The sequence below is a fragment of the Pseudomonas sp. EL_65y_Pfl1_R83 genome (assembly GCF_963970695.1).
Lineage (GTDB): Bacteria > Pseudomonadota > Gammaproteobacteria > Pseudomonadales > Pseudomonadaceae > Aquipseudomonas > Aquipseudomonas tritici.
Genome location: NZ_CAXAQI010000014.1, coordinates 103,080 through 122,055, shown reverse-complemented (window position 1 = coordinate 122,055; position 18,976 = coordinate 103,080). Strand labels below are relative to the sequence as shown.

The window sequence follows — 18,976 nt, the reverse complement described above, 5'->3', positions numbered from 1 at the left end:
TGTAGGTGTAGCCGGTAAGACCCTAAAGAAACGCGGCGCCTGGCGCCAAATGACTGAGAGATTAAGCGGCCAACCCATGCCGGGTTGGGCATGTGGTTTTAGAGGGCTGAGGCATGTCGAGAGTATGTCAAGTTACCGGTAAGGGTCCGGTGACTGGGAATAACATTTCCCACGCAAATAACAAAACCCGTCGTCGTTTCCTGCCAAACCTGCAGCATCACCGCTTCTGGGTTGAAGAAGAGAAACGTTTTGTCCGTCTGCGCGTATCTGCTAAAGGCATGCGTATCATCGACAAGCGTGGCATCACTGTCGTGCTGGCCGAAATTCGTGCCGCTGGCAAGATTTAAGGAGCTATATCATGCGTGAATTGATTCGAATGATCTCTAGCGCCGGTACTGGTCACTTCTACACTACCGACAAGAACAAGCGTACTACCCCGGACAAGCTCGAAAAGAAAATGTTCGACCCGCGCGTTCGCAAGCACGTGATCTACAAAGAAGGCAAAATCAAGTAATTGGTTTTCTTCAATGTGAAAAAAAGCCCGTCTCTCACGATTCGGGCTTTTTTTTGCCTGCGATTTACTGATCAGGCCTTTTGTTCGAACACCACGTAGATCTTGCGGCACGGCTCCAGCACTTCCCAGGTGCCGCTGAAACCAGCCGGGATCACGAAGCGGTCACCAGCGCGCAAGGTCTTGGCGTTGCCGTCCGCATCACGTAGGACAGACACACCCTGCACAATCTCGCAGTACTCATGCTCGCTGTAGTTGACCTTCCAGTGCCCCACCTCACCTTCCCAGACCCCGGCGCTCATTTGGCCGCACGGGCTGTTGTAGTGGTTGTAGATCGTTTGCTCGGGATCGCCCTTGAGGATTTTTTCGGCAGCAGGGCGGTAGCGCTCGGCGGCGGTCTTGGCTTGGCTGAAGTCGACGATGTCCTGGATGCTCATGTGCGTTTCCCGTCTGGCCTGCGGTTGGAGAGCCCAAAGTCTATGTTTATTAAAATGAACATCGCAAGGGCGTTTACTGGCGTTATGTCAAATATATTGAAACATCCCCAGCCGCTGGTTTAGGGTGGCAGCTGCCTTGAGCCGAACAGATGGCTGGCCGGGCAAGCATTCTTTGAGGCTGCCGGGGGACATCGCCTGGCCCTCGTATTCAATAAGAGGAGGACACTCGCATGACCACCCTGACCCGTGCCGACTGGGAGCAACGCGCCAAGGATCTGAAGATCGAAGGCCGCGCCTACATCAATGGCGAGTACACCGCCGCCGTTTCCGGTGACACCTTCGAATGCATCAGCCCGGTCGATGGCCGCCTGCTGGCCGCTGTTGCCAGCTGTGACGCCACCGATGCCCAGCGCGCTGTGGAAAACGCCCGCGCCACGTTCAATTCCGGTGTGTGGTCGCGCCTGGCACCGGCCAAACGCAAAGCCACCATGATCCGTTTCGCCGCGTTGCTCAAGGCCAATGCCGAGGAGCTGGCGCTGCTCGAAACCCTGGACATGGGCAAGCCGATCAGCGACTCCCTGAACATCGACGTACCCGGCGCGGCGAATGCCCTAAGCTGGAGCGGCGAGGCCATCGACAAGATCTACGACGAAGTTGCCGCCACTCCGCACGACCAGCTGGGTCTGGTGACCCGCGAGCCAGTCGGCGTGGTGGGCGCTATCGTGCCGTGGAACTTCCCGCTGATGATGGCCTGCTGGAAGCTCGGCCCTGCGCTGTCCACCGGTAACTCGGTAATCCTCAAGCCGTCCGAAAAGTCCCCGCTGACCGCCATCCGTATCGCAGCCCTGGCCGTTGAAGCCGGTATTCCAAAAGGCGTGTTCAACGTGCTGCCGGGTTACGGCCACACCGTGGGCAATGCGCTGGCGCTGCACATGGACGTCGACACCCTGGTGTTCACCGGTTCGACCAAAATCGCCAAGCAACTGTTGATTCGCTCCGGCGAGTCGAACATGAAGCGCGTGTGGCTGGAAGCCGGCGGCAAGAGCCCGAACATAGTGTTTGCCGATGCTCCGGACCTGCAAGCGGCCGCCGAATCTGCCGCCGGCGCCATCGCCTTCAACCAGGGCGAAGTGTGCACCGCGGGTTCGCGCCTGCTGGTGGAGCGTTCGATCAAGGACACTTTCCTGCCGTTGGTGATCGAGGCCCTCAAGGGCTGGAAGCCCGGCAACCCGCTGGACCCAGCCACTAACGTGGGGGCGCTGGTGGATACCCAACAAATGAACACCGTGCTCTCGTACATTGAAGCCGGCCATGCCGATGGCGCCAAGCTGGTAGCTGGCGGCAAGCGCACCCTGGAAGAGACCGGCGGCACTTACGTCGAACCGACGATTTTCGACGGCGTGACCAACGCGATGAAGATCGCCCAGGAAGAGATCTTTGGCCCAGTGCTGTCGGTGATCACCTTCGACACTGCAGAAGAAGCGATCAAGATCGCCAACGACACTGTCTACGGCCTGGCTGCCGCAGTGTGGACGTCAGATATCTCCAAGGCTCACCTGACCGCTAAAGCCTTGCGTGCCGGTAGCGTGTGGGTCAACCAGTACGATGGCGGCGACATGACTGCGCCGTTTGGTGGCTTCAAGCAGTCGGGCAACGGTCGCGACAAGTCGCTGCATGCGTTCGACAAGTACACCGAGCTGAAGTCGACCTGGATCAAGCTCTAAGCCACACCGCAGTCCAAATGTGGGAGTGGGCTTGTGTGGGAGTCGGCTTGCCTGCGATAGCATCACCAAGGTGTGACTGACACACCGAGGCATCTGCATCGCGGGCAAGCCCGACTCCCACACAAGCTCGCTCCTACAGTTCGTTTGCAGCCCTTGAAATAATTATCCACAGGAGCGTGGACATGCGTTGGGCGACCTATTTCGCCGTCCTGGCCTCGGTGCTCAGCGTCGGCCTGGCCCTGGGCGTCAGCATGCCGCTGGTGTCCCTGCACCTGGAAAGCTGGGGTTATGGCAGTTTTGCCATCGGCGTGATGGCGGCGATGCCGGCCTTCGGTGTGCTGCTCGGTGCGAAGGTGTCCAGTCGCATGGCCTCATGGCTCGGCACCGCCAACCTTATGCGCCTGTGTTTGTGGGCAGGCGCGATTTCCATCGGCTTGTTGGCGATCCTGCCCAGCTACCCGGTGTGGCTGGTGCTACGGCTGATGATCGGGGTGATCCTGACCATCGTATTTATCCTGGGCGAAAGCTGGATCAACCAGTTGGTGGTGGAGCAGTGGCGTGGCCGTCTGGTGGCACTGTATGGCTGCACTTATGCCCTGAGCCAACTGTCCGGCCCACTGTTGCTGGGCTTGATCGGCACCGACCATGACTACGGTTTCTGGGTCGGCGTCGGTCTGTTAGTGGTGGCGCCGTTGCTGTTGCTGGGGCGTTCCGGCGCACCGAGCGCCGAGTCCTTCAGTGTGACCTTCGCTGACCTGTGGCGTTTCTGCCTGAGCCTGCCGGCGATTGCGTGGGCGGTGGCGTTATTCGCTGCGTTCGAGGCGATGATTCTGACGTTGTTGCCGATTTACTGCCTGCAACAAGGCTTTACCGCCGAAATCGCCTTGGTCATGGTCAGTACGGTGGTGGTCGGCGATGCGCTGCTGCAATTGCCCATTGGCGCACTGGCCGACTACCTGCCTCGGCGCACGCTGTTCCTGAGTTGTGCGGTGCTGTTGCTGGCGTCGAGCCTGGCGATTCCGTTGTTGATGCATACGCCGCTGATCTGGCCGATCTGGGTGTTGTTCGGCGCGAGTGCTGGAGGCTTGTTTACCCTGTCGCTGATCCTGATCGGCGAGCGTTATCGCGACGATGCACTGGTGCGCGCCAATGCCCACGTGGCGCAGCTGTGGGGTATCGGTTGCCTGATCGGCCCTTTGGTGGCAGGGGCGGGCAGCCAGTGGATCAGCGGGCATGCGTTGCCGCTGCTGATGGCAGCCGGTGCGTTGGGGTTGGTGGTGCTGTTGCTGCGCCAAGGCGCGTTCGGCGTGGCGCAACCGGCCTAATAGGTGGGAGCTGGCTTGCCAGCTCCCACAGTTGATCTCCTCTGGCTTTAGAGCATGCGTTCCAAGCCAACTGAGGTAGCGAACCACGCATTGAACCGCCGCCACCAACTGCCCGGCTCGCGGGTCAGGGTGTGCAGTTGGCCGTTATCTTCGGTCGTCCACACTATTTGGCCATCCTGCAATTTCGCCTCATAGCTCAAGTCCGGCGCCATGCCTTGCAGCGCCAGGTTACGCACGTGCTCCGCCAGCTCGGGGCTGTCGACCAACACGCCGACTTCGGTATTCCACAGCACCGAACGTGGGTCGAAGTTGAACGAGCCGATAAACGATTTCTGCCGGTCAAAGATCATCGCCTTGCTGTGCAGGCTGGAGTCCGAGCCGCGGAAGGTGCTGCGCCGGAACAGATGCGGCCCGCTGCCCGCGCTGGGGTCACCGGGCTGACGGCGCAGTTCGTAGAGCTTCACGCCGTGCTCCAGCAGCGCCTTGCGATAGGGCGCATAACCACCGTGCACGGCCGGCACGTCAGTGGCTTCCAGGGCGTTGGTCAGCAGGCTGACCGACACCCCCGCATCGGCGCGCCCGGTCAGGTACACCAGCCCCGGTTGCCCCGGCACGAAATACGCCGAGATCATCATCAGCTCGTGGCTGACCCCTTCCAGTTCCGGCGCCAGTTGAGTGGTGAGCAGCAACCGAGGGTCTGGGTCGGCCTTGGACAGCACCTTGCTCGGTGCGTCCCACAGGGCCTGGTTCCAGGCCCAGATCAGTTCGCGGCGCCAGATGTCCATGCGCGGTTGGGTCTGGTAGGTGCGCAAGCGGTTGTACAGCGCATGGTTCTGCTGGCGCGATTCGGCCAGCGACGCTTCCAGGTAAACGCGCGCGTCGGCCAGGTCGCCTTTGGACGGTGCATTGGAAACGAAGTTGTCGATAGGCTTGCTCAGGGCGCTGTTCCAGTATTGGTCGAAACTGTGGCCAAGCTGCTCGGCTACCGGGCCCACGCTGAGCATGTCGATATCGGTGAAGTTCAGGTTGGGCTCGGCATCGAAATACTCATCCCCCAGGTTGCGCCCGCCGACGATGGCCACGCTGTTGTCCGCCAGCCATAGCTTGTTGTGCATGCGCCGATGCTGCAGCGACAGGTTGAACAAGCGGCCCATGGCGCGCGTCACGCCGGTGCTGCGCCCCAGGTGCAGGGGGTTGAACAGACGGATTTCGATCTTGGGGTGGGCGGCGAGCGTGGCGATGATCTGGTCGAGGCCGTCGCTGGTGGTGTCGTCCAGCAGGATGCGCACGCGCACACCACGGTCGGCGGCCTTGAGCAGTTCGTCCACCAGCATGCGCGTGCTGATGCCGTCGTGCACGATGTAGTACTGCAGGTCGAGGCTGGTCTGGGCGTTGCGGATCAGTTCGGCACGGGCCATGAAGGCCTCGCTGCTGTTGGGCAGCAGGCGAAAACCCGAGCGCCCTTGATACGGTGCGGCCTGGGTCTGGATCGAGCGGCCGAACGACGATTGCGCGGCGGGCAGGGCGTCGCTGGGGATGCGCGGTGCAGGCACCGTGGCGCAGCCGCCCAGGGCCAGGGCTCCCAACAGGAAAAACGGGAATAGCCGTTGAATCATCAAGGGAGTTGCTTCCAGATCAGGGCGGTTGTCGGCATATGACGGCAATTTCCTGCGAAAGGTCAGTCGGCCGCCTCGGCCAGCATTTTGCTCGCGGCAGCCCCCACCTTGCGCACAGCTTCTTCAATCTGCGGCGTAGGTTTGGCAGCGTAGTTCATGCGCAGGCAGTTCCGGTACTTGCCCGATGCAGAAAAAATGCTGCCTACGGCAATCTGGACGCCTTGCTCCATCAGCACGCGGTTGAGCTTCAAGGTATCAAAGCCCTCCGGTAGCTCGACCCATAGCATGAAGCTGCCCTGGGGCCGGCTGGCGCGCGTGCCTGTCGGAAAATAGCGGCTGATCCAGTCGAGTATCAAGTCGCGATTACGTTGGTATTGGGTGCGCATCCGCCGCAAATGCGGCTCGAAGTGCCCGTTTTTCAGGAATTCGGCAATGGCGATCTGCGGTTGTGTCGCCGTGGAGCCCGTGCTGATGTATTTCATGTGCAGCACGCGCTCCAAGTATCGACCGGGAGCCACCCAACCAATGCGCAAACCAGGCGCCAGGGTTTTCGAGAACGAGCTGCACAGCAGTACACGGCCGTCTTCGTCGAAGGACTTGATGGTGCGCGGGCGCGGGTAGCTATAGGCCAATTCGCCGTACACATCGTCTTCAATGATTGCCACGTCAAAGCGCTGGGCCAGGGTGAGTAGTGCACGCTTGCGCGCCTCCGGCATGATGTAACCCAGGGGGTTGTTGCAGTTGGGGGTCAGTTGGATGACCTTGATCGGCCACTGTTCCAGCGCCAGCTCCAGTGCTTCGAGGCTGATGCCGGTGATCGGGTCAGTAGGGATTTCCAAGGCTTTCATGCCCAGGCCCTTGAGGGTCTGCATTGCACCGTGAAAGCTCGGCGAATCCACTGCGACGATATCGCCAGGCTCGCAAATGGCGTGGATACTGGCGGACAGCGCCTCATGGCAACCGGTGGTGATCACGATGTCCTCGGCGTTCAGCTGGCAGCCAGAATCCAATGACAGTCGCGCAATTTGCTCGCGCAGCTCCATACAGCCGAGGATGTTGTCGTAATACAGGCCGGGCAGGTCCTGGCGGCGGCTCACGCGGGCGAGGCTGCGCAGCAAAGGTTTCAAGGTCGGGGACAGCACATCTGGCATGCCTCGGCCCATCTGTATGACATCTTTGCGCGGCACCGCGCGAATCAGCTCCAGTACCTGGTCCCACTGGGATATCTCTACCGGTCGTTGGGCCGGGCGACCAATCTCCGGCAAGGCCGGCAGCTCGCGGCCGACGGGTACAAAATAGCCTGATTTCGGCTTGGGCATAGCGAGGCCGTTGTCTTCCAGTAACCGATACGCCTGCTGCACGGTGCTCAGGCTGACCCCGTGTTCCACACTCAAGGCCCGTACAGAAGGCAAGCGATCACCGGGGCGATAGAAGCCTTGTTCGATGCGCGTGCCCAATAATTCGGCGAGGTTCACATAAAGGGTCATGGCGGTCGCTCCTAGGGGGCCAGTACAGATGAGGCGAAAATACAGGATTCAGCCCCCCATAGGCAGTATCTGTATGGATTTAATAAAGTCGGGTTGAATCTGTATTGGTTTGTGTTGCGCACTCATGCTTGTCACTCAAGGCAACAACGTAAATGAGGGGCAGCAAAATGAACGGTATGAGCGATGTGCGGCTGGCGTTACACAGTCAGGAACTGGAGGCTGGGCATGAGCGGGCAACGGCGCCGCGCAACGTCAGCCACTGGAACCTGTTCTGGCAACGCCGTCAAACGCGCAAGGCGTTGCTGCACTTGACCCGTGAGCAACTGCGCGACGTCGGGCTGACTGCCGAACAGGCGCGCCAGGAAGGGTTGAAACCTTTCTGGCGCAACTGATTCACACCAGCTCTTTGAAGCGGTGCCAGAGCATCCCAAGCGCCAACAGCGGCGAGCGCAGGTGCTTGCCGCCAGGGAAAGTCATGTGCGGCACCTGGGCAAACAGATCGAAGCGGCCCTGTTGCTGGCCGCTGATGGCTTCAGCGAGCAGCTTGCCCGCCAGGTGTGTGGCGTTGAGCCCATGGCCGGCGTAGGCCTGGGCGTAATACACGTTGGGCTGCTCCGCGAGACGGCCGATCTGCGGCAGGCGGTTGGCGCCGATGCCGATCATGCCGCCCCATTGGTAGTCGATTTTCACATCGGCCAACTGCGGGAATACCTGCAACATTTTCGGGCGCATATAGGCGCTGATGTCCTGGGGATCACGGCCGGAATAATGGCAGGCACCGCCGAACAACAGGCGACGGTCGGCGGACAGTCGGAAGTAATCCACCGTTACCCGTTGGTCACACACCGCCATATTCCGAGGCAGCAGTTTGCTGGCCTGCGCTTCGCTTAACGGCTCGGTGGCGATGATGTAGCTGCCGGCGGGCAACACCTTGCCGCTCAGGTGCGGGTTGAGGCTATTGAGGTAGGCGTTGCACGCCAGCACCAAGGTCTTGGCGCGCACGCTGCCCTGGGCGGTGTGCACGTTGAGGTCGGGGCCGTAGTCGATGCGCGTGACCTGGGAGTGCTCGAACAGCTTCACACCCAATTGCTGCGCGGCGGCGGCTTCGCCGAGGGCCAGGTTGAGCGGATGCAAGTGGCCCGAGCCCATGTCGATCATGCCGCCCACGTAGCGCTCGGAGCCGATTACGCTGCTCATCTGGTCTGCTTGCAGCAGGCGCACCTCATGGCGATAACCGAGGCTGCGCAGTTCTTCGGCGTCTTCGGCCAGGCCTTTGAGGTCTCGGGGTTTGTTGGCGAGGTCGCAGTAACCCCATGTGAGGTCGCAGGGGATCTGAAAACGTTCGACGCGCTCACGTACGATCTCCACGGCTTCCAGGCCCATCAGCTTCATTTGGCGCACACCATCGGTGCCGATCACATTGGCGAACTGGTCCAGGCCATGGCCGACGCCACGAATCAACTGGCCACCGTTACGTCCGCTGGCGCCCCAGGCGATCTTGCGCGCCTCCAACAGCACTACGCTGAACCCGCGCTCGGCAAGCTCCAGAGCCGTGTTCAGCCCGGAAAAACCGCCGCCGACCACGCACACATCGGCAGTGACTTCGCCTGCCAACACGGGGTAATCCGGTTGCGGCACGCTGCTGGCGGCGTAGTAAGAGGCGGTGTGCCGGGCGCTGGCGGTCATGGGAGCATCCCTGTTTGGAAAATTTGACGCAGGATACAGCGGTCGGACGAAGCTGTCTGCGCAGAGCGTTTTACGGCAGAATCCACACTTATTCGCCGTTCGGTAAATGTTTAGATGAGTTGCAACAGTCAGAAGATCAGCGCGCTGCGTCGGCAGATACCTTCGTTCGAGTGCGTCCCCGGTTGCCACGATTGCTGTGGGCCGGTGACCACTTCGCCCGAAGAAATGTCGCGCCTGCCGCGCAAGACGGCTGCAGAGCAGGACGCGGCCATGGATGAGCTGAACTGCGTACACCTGGGGCCCGATGGTTGCACGGTGTATGACGAGCGGCCGTTGATCTGTCGGCTGTTCGGCACCACCAAGACGTTGCCGTGCCCTAACGGGCGGCGGCCGGTGGAGCTGATTCACCCGCGGGTGGAAAAGCAGATCCACGAATACATGGCGAGTACCCGGCAGGTGCTGGTTTAACGGCTGGGCTCGGTCCAAATGTGGGCTGAGTCGTGTCAGTGAGTCAGTCCGGGATAGGCAGATTCAGGCTCTCCTTCACTTCTTCCATCACGATATAGCTCTTGGACTCCCGCACATGGGGCAGTTTGAGGAGGATATCGCCGAGCAGTTTGCGGTACGACGCCATCTCGGAGATCCGCGCCTTCACCAGATAGTCGAAGTCTCCAGACACCAAATGGCACTCCAGCACATGCGGCAGTTTCAGCACGGCGCGGCGGAATTCCTCGAAGGTGTCGCCAGATTTGTAATCGAGGCTGATCTCGACAAATACCAGCAGACTGCCCTTCAAGTGCTGAGGATTGAGGCGCGCGTTGTAGCCCATGATGATCCCTTCACGCTCCAGCCGGCGCACTCGCTCGGTACATGGCGTGGTCGACAGCCCGACCTTTTCCCCCAATTCCGTGAACGAAATACGTCCGTCGGTTTGCAGGATGCGCAGGATGTTGCGGTCGATCTTGTCCAGCTCCCGCTTGGTCTGGGTGTTGGTACGCATAGGGGATACGCCTCTGTGAAAAGGGTTTTTGCCGAGAATTGTCGCCAAATATAGGTAGTTATATAGTGAAATGCACTGGCAATTGTTTTTTACACTGAGCTCATCATTGCTCGAATAACACACGTCAGCGGCCATGCCCGCGATGAGGATATAAAAATGCGCGTTCTGGTCTTGGGTAGCGGCGTGATTGGTGTGACCAGTGCCTACTATTTGGCGCGGGCCGGCTTTGACGTCGTGGTGGTTGACCGCCAACCTGCCGCCGCCATGGAGACCAGTTTCGCCAACGCCGGCCAGGTGTCCCCAGGCTATGCATCGCCATGGGCCGCGCCGGGCGTGCCGCTCAAGGCCATCAAGTGGCTGCTGCAACGCCACGCACCGCTGGCGATCAAGGCCACCGCCGATATCGACCAATACCTGTGGATGGCGCAGATGCTGCGCAACTGCACCGCCAGCCGTTATGCGGTGAACAAGGAGCGCATGGTCCGCCTGTCCGAATACAGCCGCGACTGCCTCGACGAACTGCGCGTTGAAACCGGCATTGCCTACGAAGGCCGCAGCCTCGGTACTACCCAACTGTTCCGCACCCAGGCACAACTTGACGGTGCCGCTAAAGACATCGCCGTGTTGAAAGAGTCCGGCGTGCCGTTCGAACTGCTCGACCGCGCCGGTATCGCCCGTGTTGAGCCGGCCTTGGCCAACGTCACGGATATCCTCGCCGGAGCCTTGCGCCTGCCGAATGACCAAACCGGCGACTGCCAAATGTTCGCCACGCGCCTGGCCGATATGTGCACGCAGTTGGGTGTGGAATTCCGCTTTGAACAGAATATCCAGCGTCTCGACTACGCCGGCGACCGCATCAATGGTGTATGGATCGACGGCAAGCTGGAAACCGCCGACCGCTACGTACTGGCCCTCGGCAGCTACTCGCCGAAATTGCTCAAGCCGCTGGGGGTCAAGGCGCCGGTCTACCCGCTCAAGGGTTACTCGCTGACCGTGCCGATCACCAACCCGGCGATGGCGCCGACTTCGACCATTCTCGACGAGACCTACAAGGTCGCGATTACCCGTTTCGACAACCGCATCCGCGTCGGCGGCATGGCTGAAATCGCCGGTTTTGACCTGTCGCTTAACCCGCGTCGGCGTGAAACCCTGGAGATGATCGTCAACGACCTTTATCCTCAGGGCGGCGATTTGATCCAAGCTTCGTTTTGGACCGGCCTGCGCCCGACCACGCCCGACGGCACGCCGATTGTCGGTGCCACCCCGTTCAAGAACCTGTTCCTGAATACCGGCCACGGCACGCTCGGTTGGACCATGGCGTGTGGCTCCGGCCGCTTGCTGGCTGACCTGATGGCCAAGAAAACCCCGCAAATCAGCGCCGAAGGCCTCGATATTTCCCGTTATGGCAACCACCAGGAGTCCGCACGACATGTCAATCCAGCGCCAGCTCACCAATGAGCGCATGAGCCAGATCGTTGTCCACAACGCTACCGTGTATCTGGCCGGGCAAGTCGGCGACGACATGAGCGCCGGGATTGAACAGCAGACCCGTGAAACCCTGGCCAATATCGAGCGTCTGCTGGACCTGGCCGGCACCGACAAGACCAAATTGCTGTCGGTGACGATCTACCTGAAAGACATCGACGCCGATTTCGCCGGCATGAACGCGGTGTGGGACAAGTGGCTGCCCAATGGCGTTGCCCCGGCCCGTGCCACGGTTGAAGCCAAGCTGTGTGAACCGCAAATCCTAGTGGAGCTGTCCGTAGTGGTGGCGCTGCCTTAAGCAAGATCCCTCTCCCGGTGCCGATGCTGTCTGTCGGTGCCGGTTTTTCTTTACTCTGCCGCCTAGAAGCCTGCCGCCATGCGTCCAGCCCGTGCCCTGATCGACCTCCAAGCCCTGCTTCACAATTACCAACTGGCCCGTGAAGTCACGGGGGCCAAGGCCCTTGCCGTGATCAAGGCCGATGCCTACGGTCATGGTGCCGTGCGCGTGGCACAGGCGTTGGGAGCCGAGGCTGATGGATTTGCCGTGGCGTGCATCGAGGAAGCATTGGAACTGCGCGCCGCCGGGATTCGTGCGCCAGTGCTACTGCTGGAAGGCTTTTTCGAAGCCGACGAACTGCCGCTGATCATCGAGCATGATTTCTGGTGCGTGGTGCATTCGCTGTGGCAACTGGATGCCATCGAACAGGCCAGACTGAGCAAGCCGTTGACCATCTGGCTCAAGCTCGACTCCGGCATGCACCGCGTTGGCCTGCATCCCAAGGATTATCAAGAGGCTTACCAGCGCCTGCTGGCCAGCGGTAAGGTGGCCAAAATCGTACTGATGAGCCACTTTGCCCGCGCCGATGAACTTGACTGCGTGCGCAGTGATGAACAAGTTGCAGTGTTTGAAGCGGCGCGCCAGGGCTTGTCGGCCGAGGTCAGCCTACGTAACTCGCCGTCGGTCATGGGCTGGCCAATTGTGTCCAGCGACTGGGTTCGCCCCGGCATCATGCTTTACGGCGCCACGCCGTTTGGTGAAGACCAGGCTGTGGCGGCGCGTTTGCAGCCGGTGATGACGCTGGAATCCAAGGTGATCTGTGTACGGGAATTGCCAGCCGGTGAGCCGGTGGGCTACGGCGCGAAGTTCATCACGCCCAAGCCGATGCGCATTGGTGTGGTTGCCATGGGTTATGCGGATGGCTACCCGCGTCACGCGCCGACCGGTACGCCGGTAATGGTGGCCGGGCAACGCAGCCAGTTGTTAGGGCGTGTTTCCATGGACATGCTGTGCATCGACCTGACTGACGTGCCGCAGGCCGGGCTTGGGTCAACGGTAGAGCTGTGGGGCAAAAATATCCTCGCCAGTGACATTGCGGTCGCCGCCGAGACCATTCCCTATCAGCTGTTCTGCAACCTGCGCCGCGTGCCAAGGCTCTATTCCGGCGCTTGATCGCCAGATACGCATGCAACCGCCTGGGATTTAGGCCCAAGTGTTGTAAATACTGAACGCTGTCGCCATGATAACGCTCAATTACAACAAAGCCTGAACCCTAGGAGGCACCTGCATTGGACGTCGGCGAACGACTGCAATCCATCCGTAAACTGAAGGGTCTTTCCCAGCGTGAGCTCGCCAAGCGCGCGGGTGTCACCAACAGCACCATTTCGATGATCGAAAAAAACAGCGTCAGCCCCTCGATCAGCTCCTTGCGCAAGGTGCTGGGCGGCATCCCCATGTCCATGGTCGAGTTCTTTTCCGAGGAGATCCTCCAGGAAATACCGACGCAGATCGTCTATAAAGCCAATGAGCTGATCGACATCTCTGACGGCGCCGTCACCATGAAACTGGTAGGTCGGGCGCACCCGACACGGGCGATTGCGTTTCTGAACGAAATCTACCCGCCGGGCGCCGACACGGGCGAAGAAATGCTCACCCACGAAGGTGAAGAAACCGGGATCCTGGTGGAGGGTCGCTTGGAGTTGGTGGTCGGTTTTGAAACTTTTGTGCTCGAAGCTGGCGATAGCTACTACTTTGAAAGTACCAAGCCCCATCGTTTTCGCAACCCGTTCGACGTGCCGGCGCGACTAATCAGCGCAGCCACACCCGCGAACTTTTAAGAATAGAGGCGCCCTGCCAGCATTGCAGAGGTTCCCGTAGCAGTATTCCGTGAAGCCGAATCTCCCTTTGTTTAATAGGGTTGTTTCGGCCAGGCGGGCTAACCGTTATACTTTCGCCGCCTGCGAAACCGTGGCCGCAGGCGTGAATAGCCACCATTGAGGGTGAACGCGTGAACCTAATTATGAAAATGCTGGCCGCACCAGCAACCGTACTGGCCCTATGGGCTGTCAGCGCTCAAGCTGCGACCAATGATGACATTGCCAAGCGCCTGGAGCCTGTCGGCCAGGTGTGTGTTCAGGGTCAGGAATGCAAGGGGATGGAGGTCGCCGTGGCAGCGGGTGGCGGTGGGGCGAAAACCCCCGACGAAATCATCGCCAAACACTGCAACGCCTGTCACAGCACCGGCCTGCTGGGTGCGCCAAAAATCGGTGATACCGCCGCCTGGAAAGAGCGAGCCGACCAACAGGGCGGCCTCGACGGCATTCTGGCCAAGGCGATCACCGGTATCAATGCCATGCCACCTAAGGGTACTTGCGCTGATTGCTCGGAGGATGACCTTAAAGGCGCCATCAAGAAGATGTCCGGCCTCTAATCAGCCGATCTTCGCCAAAAAAGCCGCTTTCGGGCGGCTTTTTTGTGCCCGCAATTAGTGTTTCACCACTGTTCTTTGCAGCAAAGACCCGCCACTCTCTGTCCAACCCCTAATCACGGAATGTTCAGGAGGGTCGGATGGTGCAGTTGTGTTCAATCGAGAAAGCAGTTGATGACGTACTGGCGCGCTTGCCGGCGCATATCCACATGGGCATGCCGCTTGGCCTGGGCAAGCCCAACCTGTTTGCTAACGCGCTGTACCGGCGCATCGCTAAATTGCCGGATCGGGCGCTGACGATCTATACCGCCCTAAGTCTTGGCCGTCCGACGATGGGCGATGGCTTGCAGAAGCGCTTTCTCGAACCCTTTATCGAGCGAGTGTTTGGCGATTACCCCGAGCTGGATTTCCTCGCTGACCTGCATAAAGACAGCCTTCCAAAAAATATCCACGTGCAGCAGTTCTTCATGCAGCCCGGCAGCTTGCTCCACAGCGAGTCGGCGCAGCAGGACTACGTCAGCAGCAACTACAGTCACGCTGCCCGCGACATTAATGCCGCCGGCCTGAACCTGGTGGCGCAATTGGTTGCGAGCAGCGCCGAACATCCTGATCGCCTGAGCCTGAGCTGCAATCCGGACATCACCCTCGACCTGCTGCCGATGATCGCCAAGCGACGTGATGCGGGGGAAACCGTGCTGATCGTTGGCCAAGTCCATAGCGATTTGCCCTACATGCCCGGCGATTCCGAGTTGGGCATGGACGCCTTCGACTACCTGATTGATGAAAAAGACAGCACCACGCTGTTCTCCACGCCGAATATGCCGGTGGGTTTGCAGGATCACTTTATCGGTCTGCATGCCAGCACCCTGGTGCGCGATGGCGGCACCTTGCAGATCGGTATCGGCTCGATGGGCGATGCGCTGACCGCCGCGTTGCTGGCGCGCCAAGCCGACAACGAGGCCTACCGGCTGCTGCTGACCGACATCGATGTGTATCAATGGGCGCCTTTGATCAGCCGGGAAGGTGGTGTCGATCCGTTCGCCCGTGGCCTGTATGGTTGCAGCGAGATGTTCGTCAACGGCCTGCTGGTACTGGCGGACGCGGGGATTATCCGCCGTAAGGTTTACCCGGATGTGGCGACCCAGGCGCAGGCCAACGCCGGCACGCTCGACGATGCGGCGCAGCCTGATGGCATCTCGATCCACGGTGGTTTCTTCCTTGGCCCGCGCAGTTTCTATCAGCGCCTGCAGGAAATGACCCACGCCAAGCGCCTTGAATTCAACATGACCCGCATCAGCTACATCAACGAGCTGTACGGCCAGGAAGAGCTCAAGCGCCTGCAACGCCTGGATGCGCGGTTTATCAACAGCGCGATTATCGTCACGTTGCTTGGCGCGGGTGTCGCCGACCAGTTGGAAGACGGTCGCGTGCTCAGCGGTGTGGGCGGGCAGTACAACTTCGTGGGCCAGGGCCATGCACTGGAAGGCGCGCGTTCGATCCTGATCCTGCGCAGCTGGCGCGAGTCGGCGGGGGAGGTCAGTTCCAATATCGTTTGGGGCTATGGGCATTGCACGATTCCCCGGCACCTGCGGGATATTGTCACCACCGAGTATGGGATCGCCGATTTGCGTGGGCAGACGGATGCCCAGGTTATCGAGGCATTGCTTAACATTACTGACTCACGCTTCCAGGACGATTTGATCGAACAGGCGCAAAAAGCCGGCAAGTTGCCCAAGGATTTCCAGCTGGATCCGCGCTTTGCCGATAACACGCCCGAGCGGCTACAGGCGATTCAAACGCGCCATCGTCGGTTGTTTCCGGAATATCCACTGGGCAGTGATTTCACCGATGAGGAACGGGATTTGTTGCGGGCGCTGAACTGGCTCAAGAGCAAATTCAAGCTGACGGAGATGCTGGAGTTAGGCAAGGCGGCGTTGGATGCGCCTGAACCGGAGGCGTATCCACAGCATTTGAAGCGGATGCGGTTGGATAAGCCGGAGGGACTGAAAGAGGACTTATACCAGCGTCTGCTACTCGCTGGCCTGCAGGCCACCGCGCACTAACAGCCAACACAGATCAAAATGTGGGAGCGAGCAACCCCGCACATTTTGATCTGTATTCACCTGGGATTTGCGGTGTCGCAAATTATTCGATGAAGGTGACCACGCCACCGGCCAGCGATTTCACACGCGCCAGCGACTCCACCCGATAACCCTGCGCATCCAGCTCCGCGCGGCCACCCTGGAACGACTTCTCGATCACAATCCCCAAGCCGGCAACGGTCGCGCCCGCCTGCTTGATGATCGAAATCAGCGCCTGGGACGCTTTCCCATTGGCCAAAAAGTCATCGATCACCAGCACGCGGTCGCTGCTGGTCAGGTGACGTGGCGAGATGGCTACGGTGCTTTCGGTTTTCTTGGTGAACGAGTACACCGTCGCCGACAGCAGGTTTTCCGTCAGGGTCAACGATTGCTGCTTGCGCGCGAAGATCACCGGTACACCCAGGTTCAGACCGGTCATGATCGCCGGGGCGATGCCAGAGGCTTCGATGGTGACAATCTTGGTGATGCCCGAATCCTTGAACAGCGCGGCGAATTCATCGCCGATCAGTTTCATCAGTGCCGGGTCGATCTGGTGGTTCAAAAAGGCGTCGACCTTGAGTACCTGATCGGAAAGCACGATGCCTTCTTCGCGAATTTTCTTGTGCAGTGCTTCCACGGAAAGCTTCCTCTAATGGCGCGGTGCGCGCCGAAAGTAGATTAAAAAGTAGTCGATTCTAGCGCTTTAACATCGCGCGTATATCCGCCAGGGCGGTGTTGCCGCGAACGGCCTTCACCTCGGTCGGGGTGTCGTCATTGCCTTCCCAGGCCAAGTCGTCCGGCGGCAGTTCATCCAGGAACCGGCTGGGCGCGCAATCGATGATTTCGCCGTACTGCTTGCGCTTGGCTGCAAAGGTGAAGGCCAGGGTCTGACGCGCGCGGGTAATGCCCACGTAGGCCAAGCGGCGCTCTTCTTCGATGGTGTCGGCTTCGATGCTGGAACGGTGCGGGAGGATTTCCTCTTCCATGCCCATGATGAACACGTAGGGGAATTCGAGGCCCTTGGACGCGTGCAAGGTCATCATCTGCACACCTTCGGCGCCGTCTTCCTCTTCTTGCTGGCGCTCGAGCATGTCGCGCAGCACCAGCTTGCCGATGGCATCCTCGACGGTCATCTCGCCGTCTTCGTCTTTTTCCAGGGTGTTCTTCAACGCTTCAATCAGGAACCAGACGTTGCCCATGCGGTAATCCGCGGCCTTGTCGCTGGAACTGTTGGTGCGCAGCCAGTTTTCATAGTCAATGTCCATGACCATGCTGCGCAGGGCGCTGATCGGATCTTCGCCGGCGCATTGCTCGCGCACCTTGTCCATGAAGCGCTTGAAGCGCGACAGGCGGTCGGTGAAGCGCGTGTCCAAGTGTTCGCCCAAGCCGATTTCGTCGGTAGCAGCGTACATCGAGATCTTGCGTTCCGTGGCGTAGTTGCCGAGTTTTTCCAGGGTCGTGGAGCCGATCTCCCGGCGCGGCACGTTGATCACGCGCAGGAACGCGTTGTCGTCGTCCGGGTTCACGATCAGGCGGAAGTAGGCCATCAGGTCTTTCACTTCCTGACGTCCGAAAAAGCTATTGCCGCCCGACAGTCGGTACGGAATCTGGTGGTGCTGCAGCTTCAGCTCGATCAGCTTGGCCTGGTAGTTGCCGCGATACAGGATCGCGAAGTCGCTGTAGGGGCGGTCGGTGCGCAGGTGTAAGGTCAGTAACTCGACGGCCACGCGCTCGGCTTCGGCGTCTTCGTTGCGGCAGCGGATCACTCGGATTTCGTCGCCGTGGCCCATCTCGCTCCACAGTTGTTTTTCAAACTCGTGGGGGTTGTTCGAGATCAGCACGTTGGCACAGCGCAGGATGCGGCTGGTGGAGCGGTAATTCTGCTCCAGCATCACCACTTTCAGGGACGGGTAGTCGTCCTTGAGCAGCATCAGGTTTTCCGGGCGGGCGCCACGCCAGGCGTAGATCGACTGGTCATCGTCGCCGACCACGGTGAACTGGTTGCGCTTGCCGATCAGCATCTTCACCAGCAGATACTGGCTGGCGTTGGTGTCCTGGTATTCGTCCACCAGCAGGTAGCGCACCTTGTTCTGCCATTTTTCGAGGACGTCGGCGTGTTCCTCGAACAGCTTGACCGGCTGCAGGATCAGATCATCGAAGTCCACCGCGTTGAACGCTTTGAGCGTGCGCTGGTAGTGGGTGTAGACGATCGCGGCAGTCTGTTCCTTGGGGTTGCGTGCGTTTTCCAGGGCCTGGGCGGGCAGGATCAGGTCGTTTTTCCAGGCGCCGATCATGTTCTTGATCTCATCCACGCCGTCGTCGCCTGCGTATTCCTTTTGCATGATGTCGGTCATCAGCGACTTCACGTCGGTCTCGTCGAAAATCGAGAAACCTGGCTTGTAGCCCAGACGTGCATGCTCCTTGCGGATAATGTTCAGCCCCAGGTTGTGGAACGTACACACGGTGAGCCCGCGGCCTTCGCCACCCTTGAGCAGGGTGCCGACACGTTCTTTCATTTCCCGCGCGGCCTTGTTGGTAAACGTCATGGCGACGATGTACTGGGCGCGGATGCCGCAGTGCTGGATCAGGTGCGCGATCTTGCGGGTGATCACGCTCGTCTTGCCGGAGCCTGCGCCGGCGAGCACCAATAGAGGGCCGCCGACGTAGTTCACGGCTTCTTGCTGCCGGGGATTGAGTCGGGACATACGGAATTCAGGGAGTCGTTGTTCAAAAGGGCGGGCATTTTAACAGGCTGGCAGGATTCTGCCCTGTCAGAACGACAGTGTGACGTACCACTCGATCTAAATTTGCCGGTTTTGATACTTTGCCGCAGGATGTGGGGGTTGTTTGAGACTATTGTTTACATTTTGAGTGTTTGATACCCCCTATCATTGGTGATTCTAAGGGCGCACGTCATAA

At 59.9% G+C, this 18,976-nt stretch carries 19 protein-coding genes; 12 read left to right on the top strand and 7 right to left on the bottom strand.

Translation table 11 applies throughout. The annotated features are described in order from the left end of the window. Positions 1-113: 113 nt before the first annotated feature. Positions 114-347: a 50S ribosomal protein L28 gene (rpmB, locus tag AACY08_RS19905; RefSeq protein ID WP_003176907.1), complete on the top strand. Its 234-nt coding sequence runs from the start codon at positions 114-116 to the stop codon at positions 345-347. An 11-nt stretch (positions 348-358) separates the two neighbouring features. Then, entirely contained in the window at positions 359-514 is a 156-nt protein-coding gene (gene rpmG, locus AACY08_RS19900) for a 50S ribosomal protein L33 (RefSeq protein WP_003176906.1), read from the top strand. A 71-nt stretch (positions 515-585) separates the two neighbouring features. On the opposite strand, the gene AACY08_RS19895 is transcribed toward rpmG, so the two are convergent. Then, on the bottom strand, positions 586-948 hold the full coding sequence (locus AACY08_RS19895) for a cupin domain-containing protein (protein ID WP_339415092.1): 363 nt from the start codon (positions 946-948) through the stop codon (positions 586-588). 230 nt (positions 949-1,178) lie between these two features. Between AACY08_RS19895 and AACY08_RS19890 the strand changes: the two genes are divergently transcribed. Together AACY08_RS19890 and AACY08_RS19885 are read left to right on the top strand one after the other, a co-directional pair. Continuing rightward, positions 1,179-2,672 (top strand): aldehyde dehydrogenase, encoded by a 1,494-nt coding sequence (locus AACY08_RS19890; protein ID WP_339471064.1) that lies wholly within the window; start codon positions 1,179-1,181, stop codon positions 2,670-2,672. Positions 2,673-2,854: 182 nt separating this feature from the next. Further along, positions 2,855-3,997, top strand: a complete 1,143-nt coding sequence (locus AACY08_RS19885) for an MFS transporter (protein WP_339471062.1) — start codon at positions 2,855-2,857, stop codon at positions 3,995-3,997. A gap of 47 nt (positions 3,998-4,044) precedes the next feature. Here the strand turns inward: AACY08_RS19885 and AACY08_RS19880 are convergent, their stop codons facing one another. Beyond that, positions 4,045-5,613, bottom strand: coding sequence for a phospholipase D family protein (locus AACY08_RS19880; RefSeq protein ID WP_339471060.1), 1,569 nt, complete (start codon positions 5,611-5,613; stop codon positions 4,045-4,047). Between the two features lie 62 nt (positions 5,614-5,675). Then, positions 5,676-7,100 (bottom strand): aminotransferase-like domain-containing protein, encoded by a 1,425-nt coding sequence (locus AACY08_RS19875; RefSeq protein ID WP_339471058.1) that lies wholly within the window; start codon positions 7,098-7,100, stop codon positions 5,676-5,678. A 167-nt stretch (positions 7,101-7,267) separates the two neighbouring features. Here AACY08_RS19875 and AACY08_RS19870 point away from each other — a divergent pair, with 167 nt between their 5' ends. After that, positions 7,268-7,492, top strand: a complete 225-nt coding sequence (locus tag AACY08_RS19870) for a DUF1127 domain-containing protein (protein WP_339471056.1) — start codon at positions 7,268-7,270, stop codon at positions 7,490-7,492. A gap of 1 nt (position 7,493) precedes the next feature. Here the strand turns inward: AACY08_RS19870 and AACY08_RS19865 are convergent, their stop codons facing one another. Beyond that, a complete protein-coding gene (locus tag AACY08_RS19865; protein ID WP_339471054.1) occupies positions 7,494-8,786 on the bottom strand; it encodes an NAD(P)/FAD-dependent oxidoreductase in 1,293 nt (430 codons plus the stop codon). Positions 8,787-8,900: 114 nt separating this feature from the next. Here AACY08_RS19865 and AACY08_RS19860 point away from each other — a divergent pair, with 114 nt between their 5' ends. Then, on the top strand, positions 8,901-9,254 hold the full coding sequence (locus AACY08_RS19860) for a YkgJ family cysteine cluster protein (protein ID WP_314564404.1): 354 nt from the start codon (positions 8,901-8,903) through the stop codon (positions 9,252-9,254). A gap of 43 nt (positions 9,255-9,297) precedes the next feature. On the opposite strand, the gene AACY08_RS19855 is transcribed toward AACY08_RS19860, so the two are convergent. Beyond that, positions 9,298-9,786: an Lrp/AsnC ligand binding domain-containing protein gene (locus AACY08_RS19855; RefSeq protein ID WP_003176896.1), complete on the bottom strand. Its 489-nt coding sequence runs from the start codon at positions 9,784-9,786 to the stop codon at positions 9,298-9,300. Positions 9,787-9,942: 156 nt separating this feature from the next. On the opposite strand from AACY08_RS19855, the gene dadA reads away from it, so the two are divergent. The 6 genes from dadA to AACY08_RS19825 all read left to right on the top strand — a co-directional run bounded on the left by dadA (position 9,943) and on the right by AACY08_RS19825 (position 16,039). After that, positions 9,943-11,244 carry a D-amino acid dehydrogenase gene (gene dadA / locus AACY08_RS19850; protein WP_339471052.1) on the top strand — a complete coding sequence of 434 codons (1,302 nt, stop codon included), beginning with the start codon at positions 9,943-9,945 and terminating at the stop codon, positions 11,242-11,244. After that, complete coding sequence (locus tag AACY08_RS19845) at positions 11,216-11,569, top strand: RidA family protein (RefSeq protein ID WP_339471050.1); 354 nt, start codon at positions 11,216-11,218, stop codon at positions 11,567-11,569. The genes dadA and AACY08_RS19845 overlap by 29 nt, the downstream gene beginning before the upstream one ends. Positions 11,570-11,647: 78 nt before the next feature. Further along, on the top strand, positions 11,648-12,721 hold the full coding sequence (alr, locus tag AACY08_RS19840; protein ID WP_339471049.1) for an alanine racemase: 1,074 nt from the start codon (positions 11,648-11,650) through the stop codon (positions 12,719-12,721). A 116-nt stretch (positions 12,722-12,837) separates the two neighbouring features. Further along, positions 12,838-13,386 carry a cupin domain-containing protein gene (locus tag AACY08_RS19835; RefSeq protein ID WP_339471048.1) on the top strand — a complete coding sequence of 183 codons (549 nt, stop codon included), beginning with the start codon at positions 12,838-12,840 and terminating at the stop codon, positions 13,384-13,386. 182 nt (positions 13,387-13,568) lie between these two features. After that, a complete protein-coding gene (locus tag AACY08_RS19830; RefSeq protein WP_339471112.1) occupies positions 13,569-13,979 on the top strand; it encodes a c-type cytochrome in 411 nt (136 codons plus the stop codon). Positions 13,980-14,116: 137 nt separating this feature from the next. Next, the gene (locus AACY08_RS19825; protein WP_339471046.1) at positions 14,117-16,039 is read left to right on the top strand and encodes an acetyl-CoA hydrolase/transferase C-terminal domain-containing protein; all 1,923 of its coding nucleotides are present in this window, start codon (positions 14,117-14,119) and stop codon (positions 16,037-16,039) included. Between the two features lie 82 nt (positions 16,040-16,121). On the opposite strand, the gene AACY08_RS19820 is transcribed toward AACY08_RS19825, so the two are convergent. Together AACY08_RS19820 and rep are read right to left on the bottom strand one after the other, a co-directional pair. Continuing rightward, positions 16,122-16,694 (bottom strand): xanthine phosphoribosyltransferase, encoded by a 573-nt coding sequence (locus AACY08_RS19820; protein WP_003195447.1) that lies wholly within the window; start codon positions 16,692-16,694, stop codon positions 16,122-16,124. Between the two features lie 58 nt (positions 16,695-16,752). Next, positions 16,753-18,762: a DNA helicase Rep gene (gene rep, locus AACY08_RS19815; RefSeq protein ID WP_339415104.1), complete on the bottom strand. Its 2,010-nt coding sequence runs from the start codon at positions 18,760-18,762 to the stop codon at positions 16,753-16,755. Positions 18,763-18,976 lie beyond the last annotated feature (214 nt).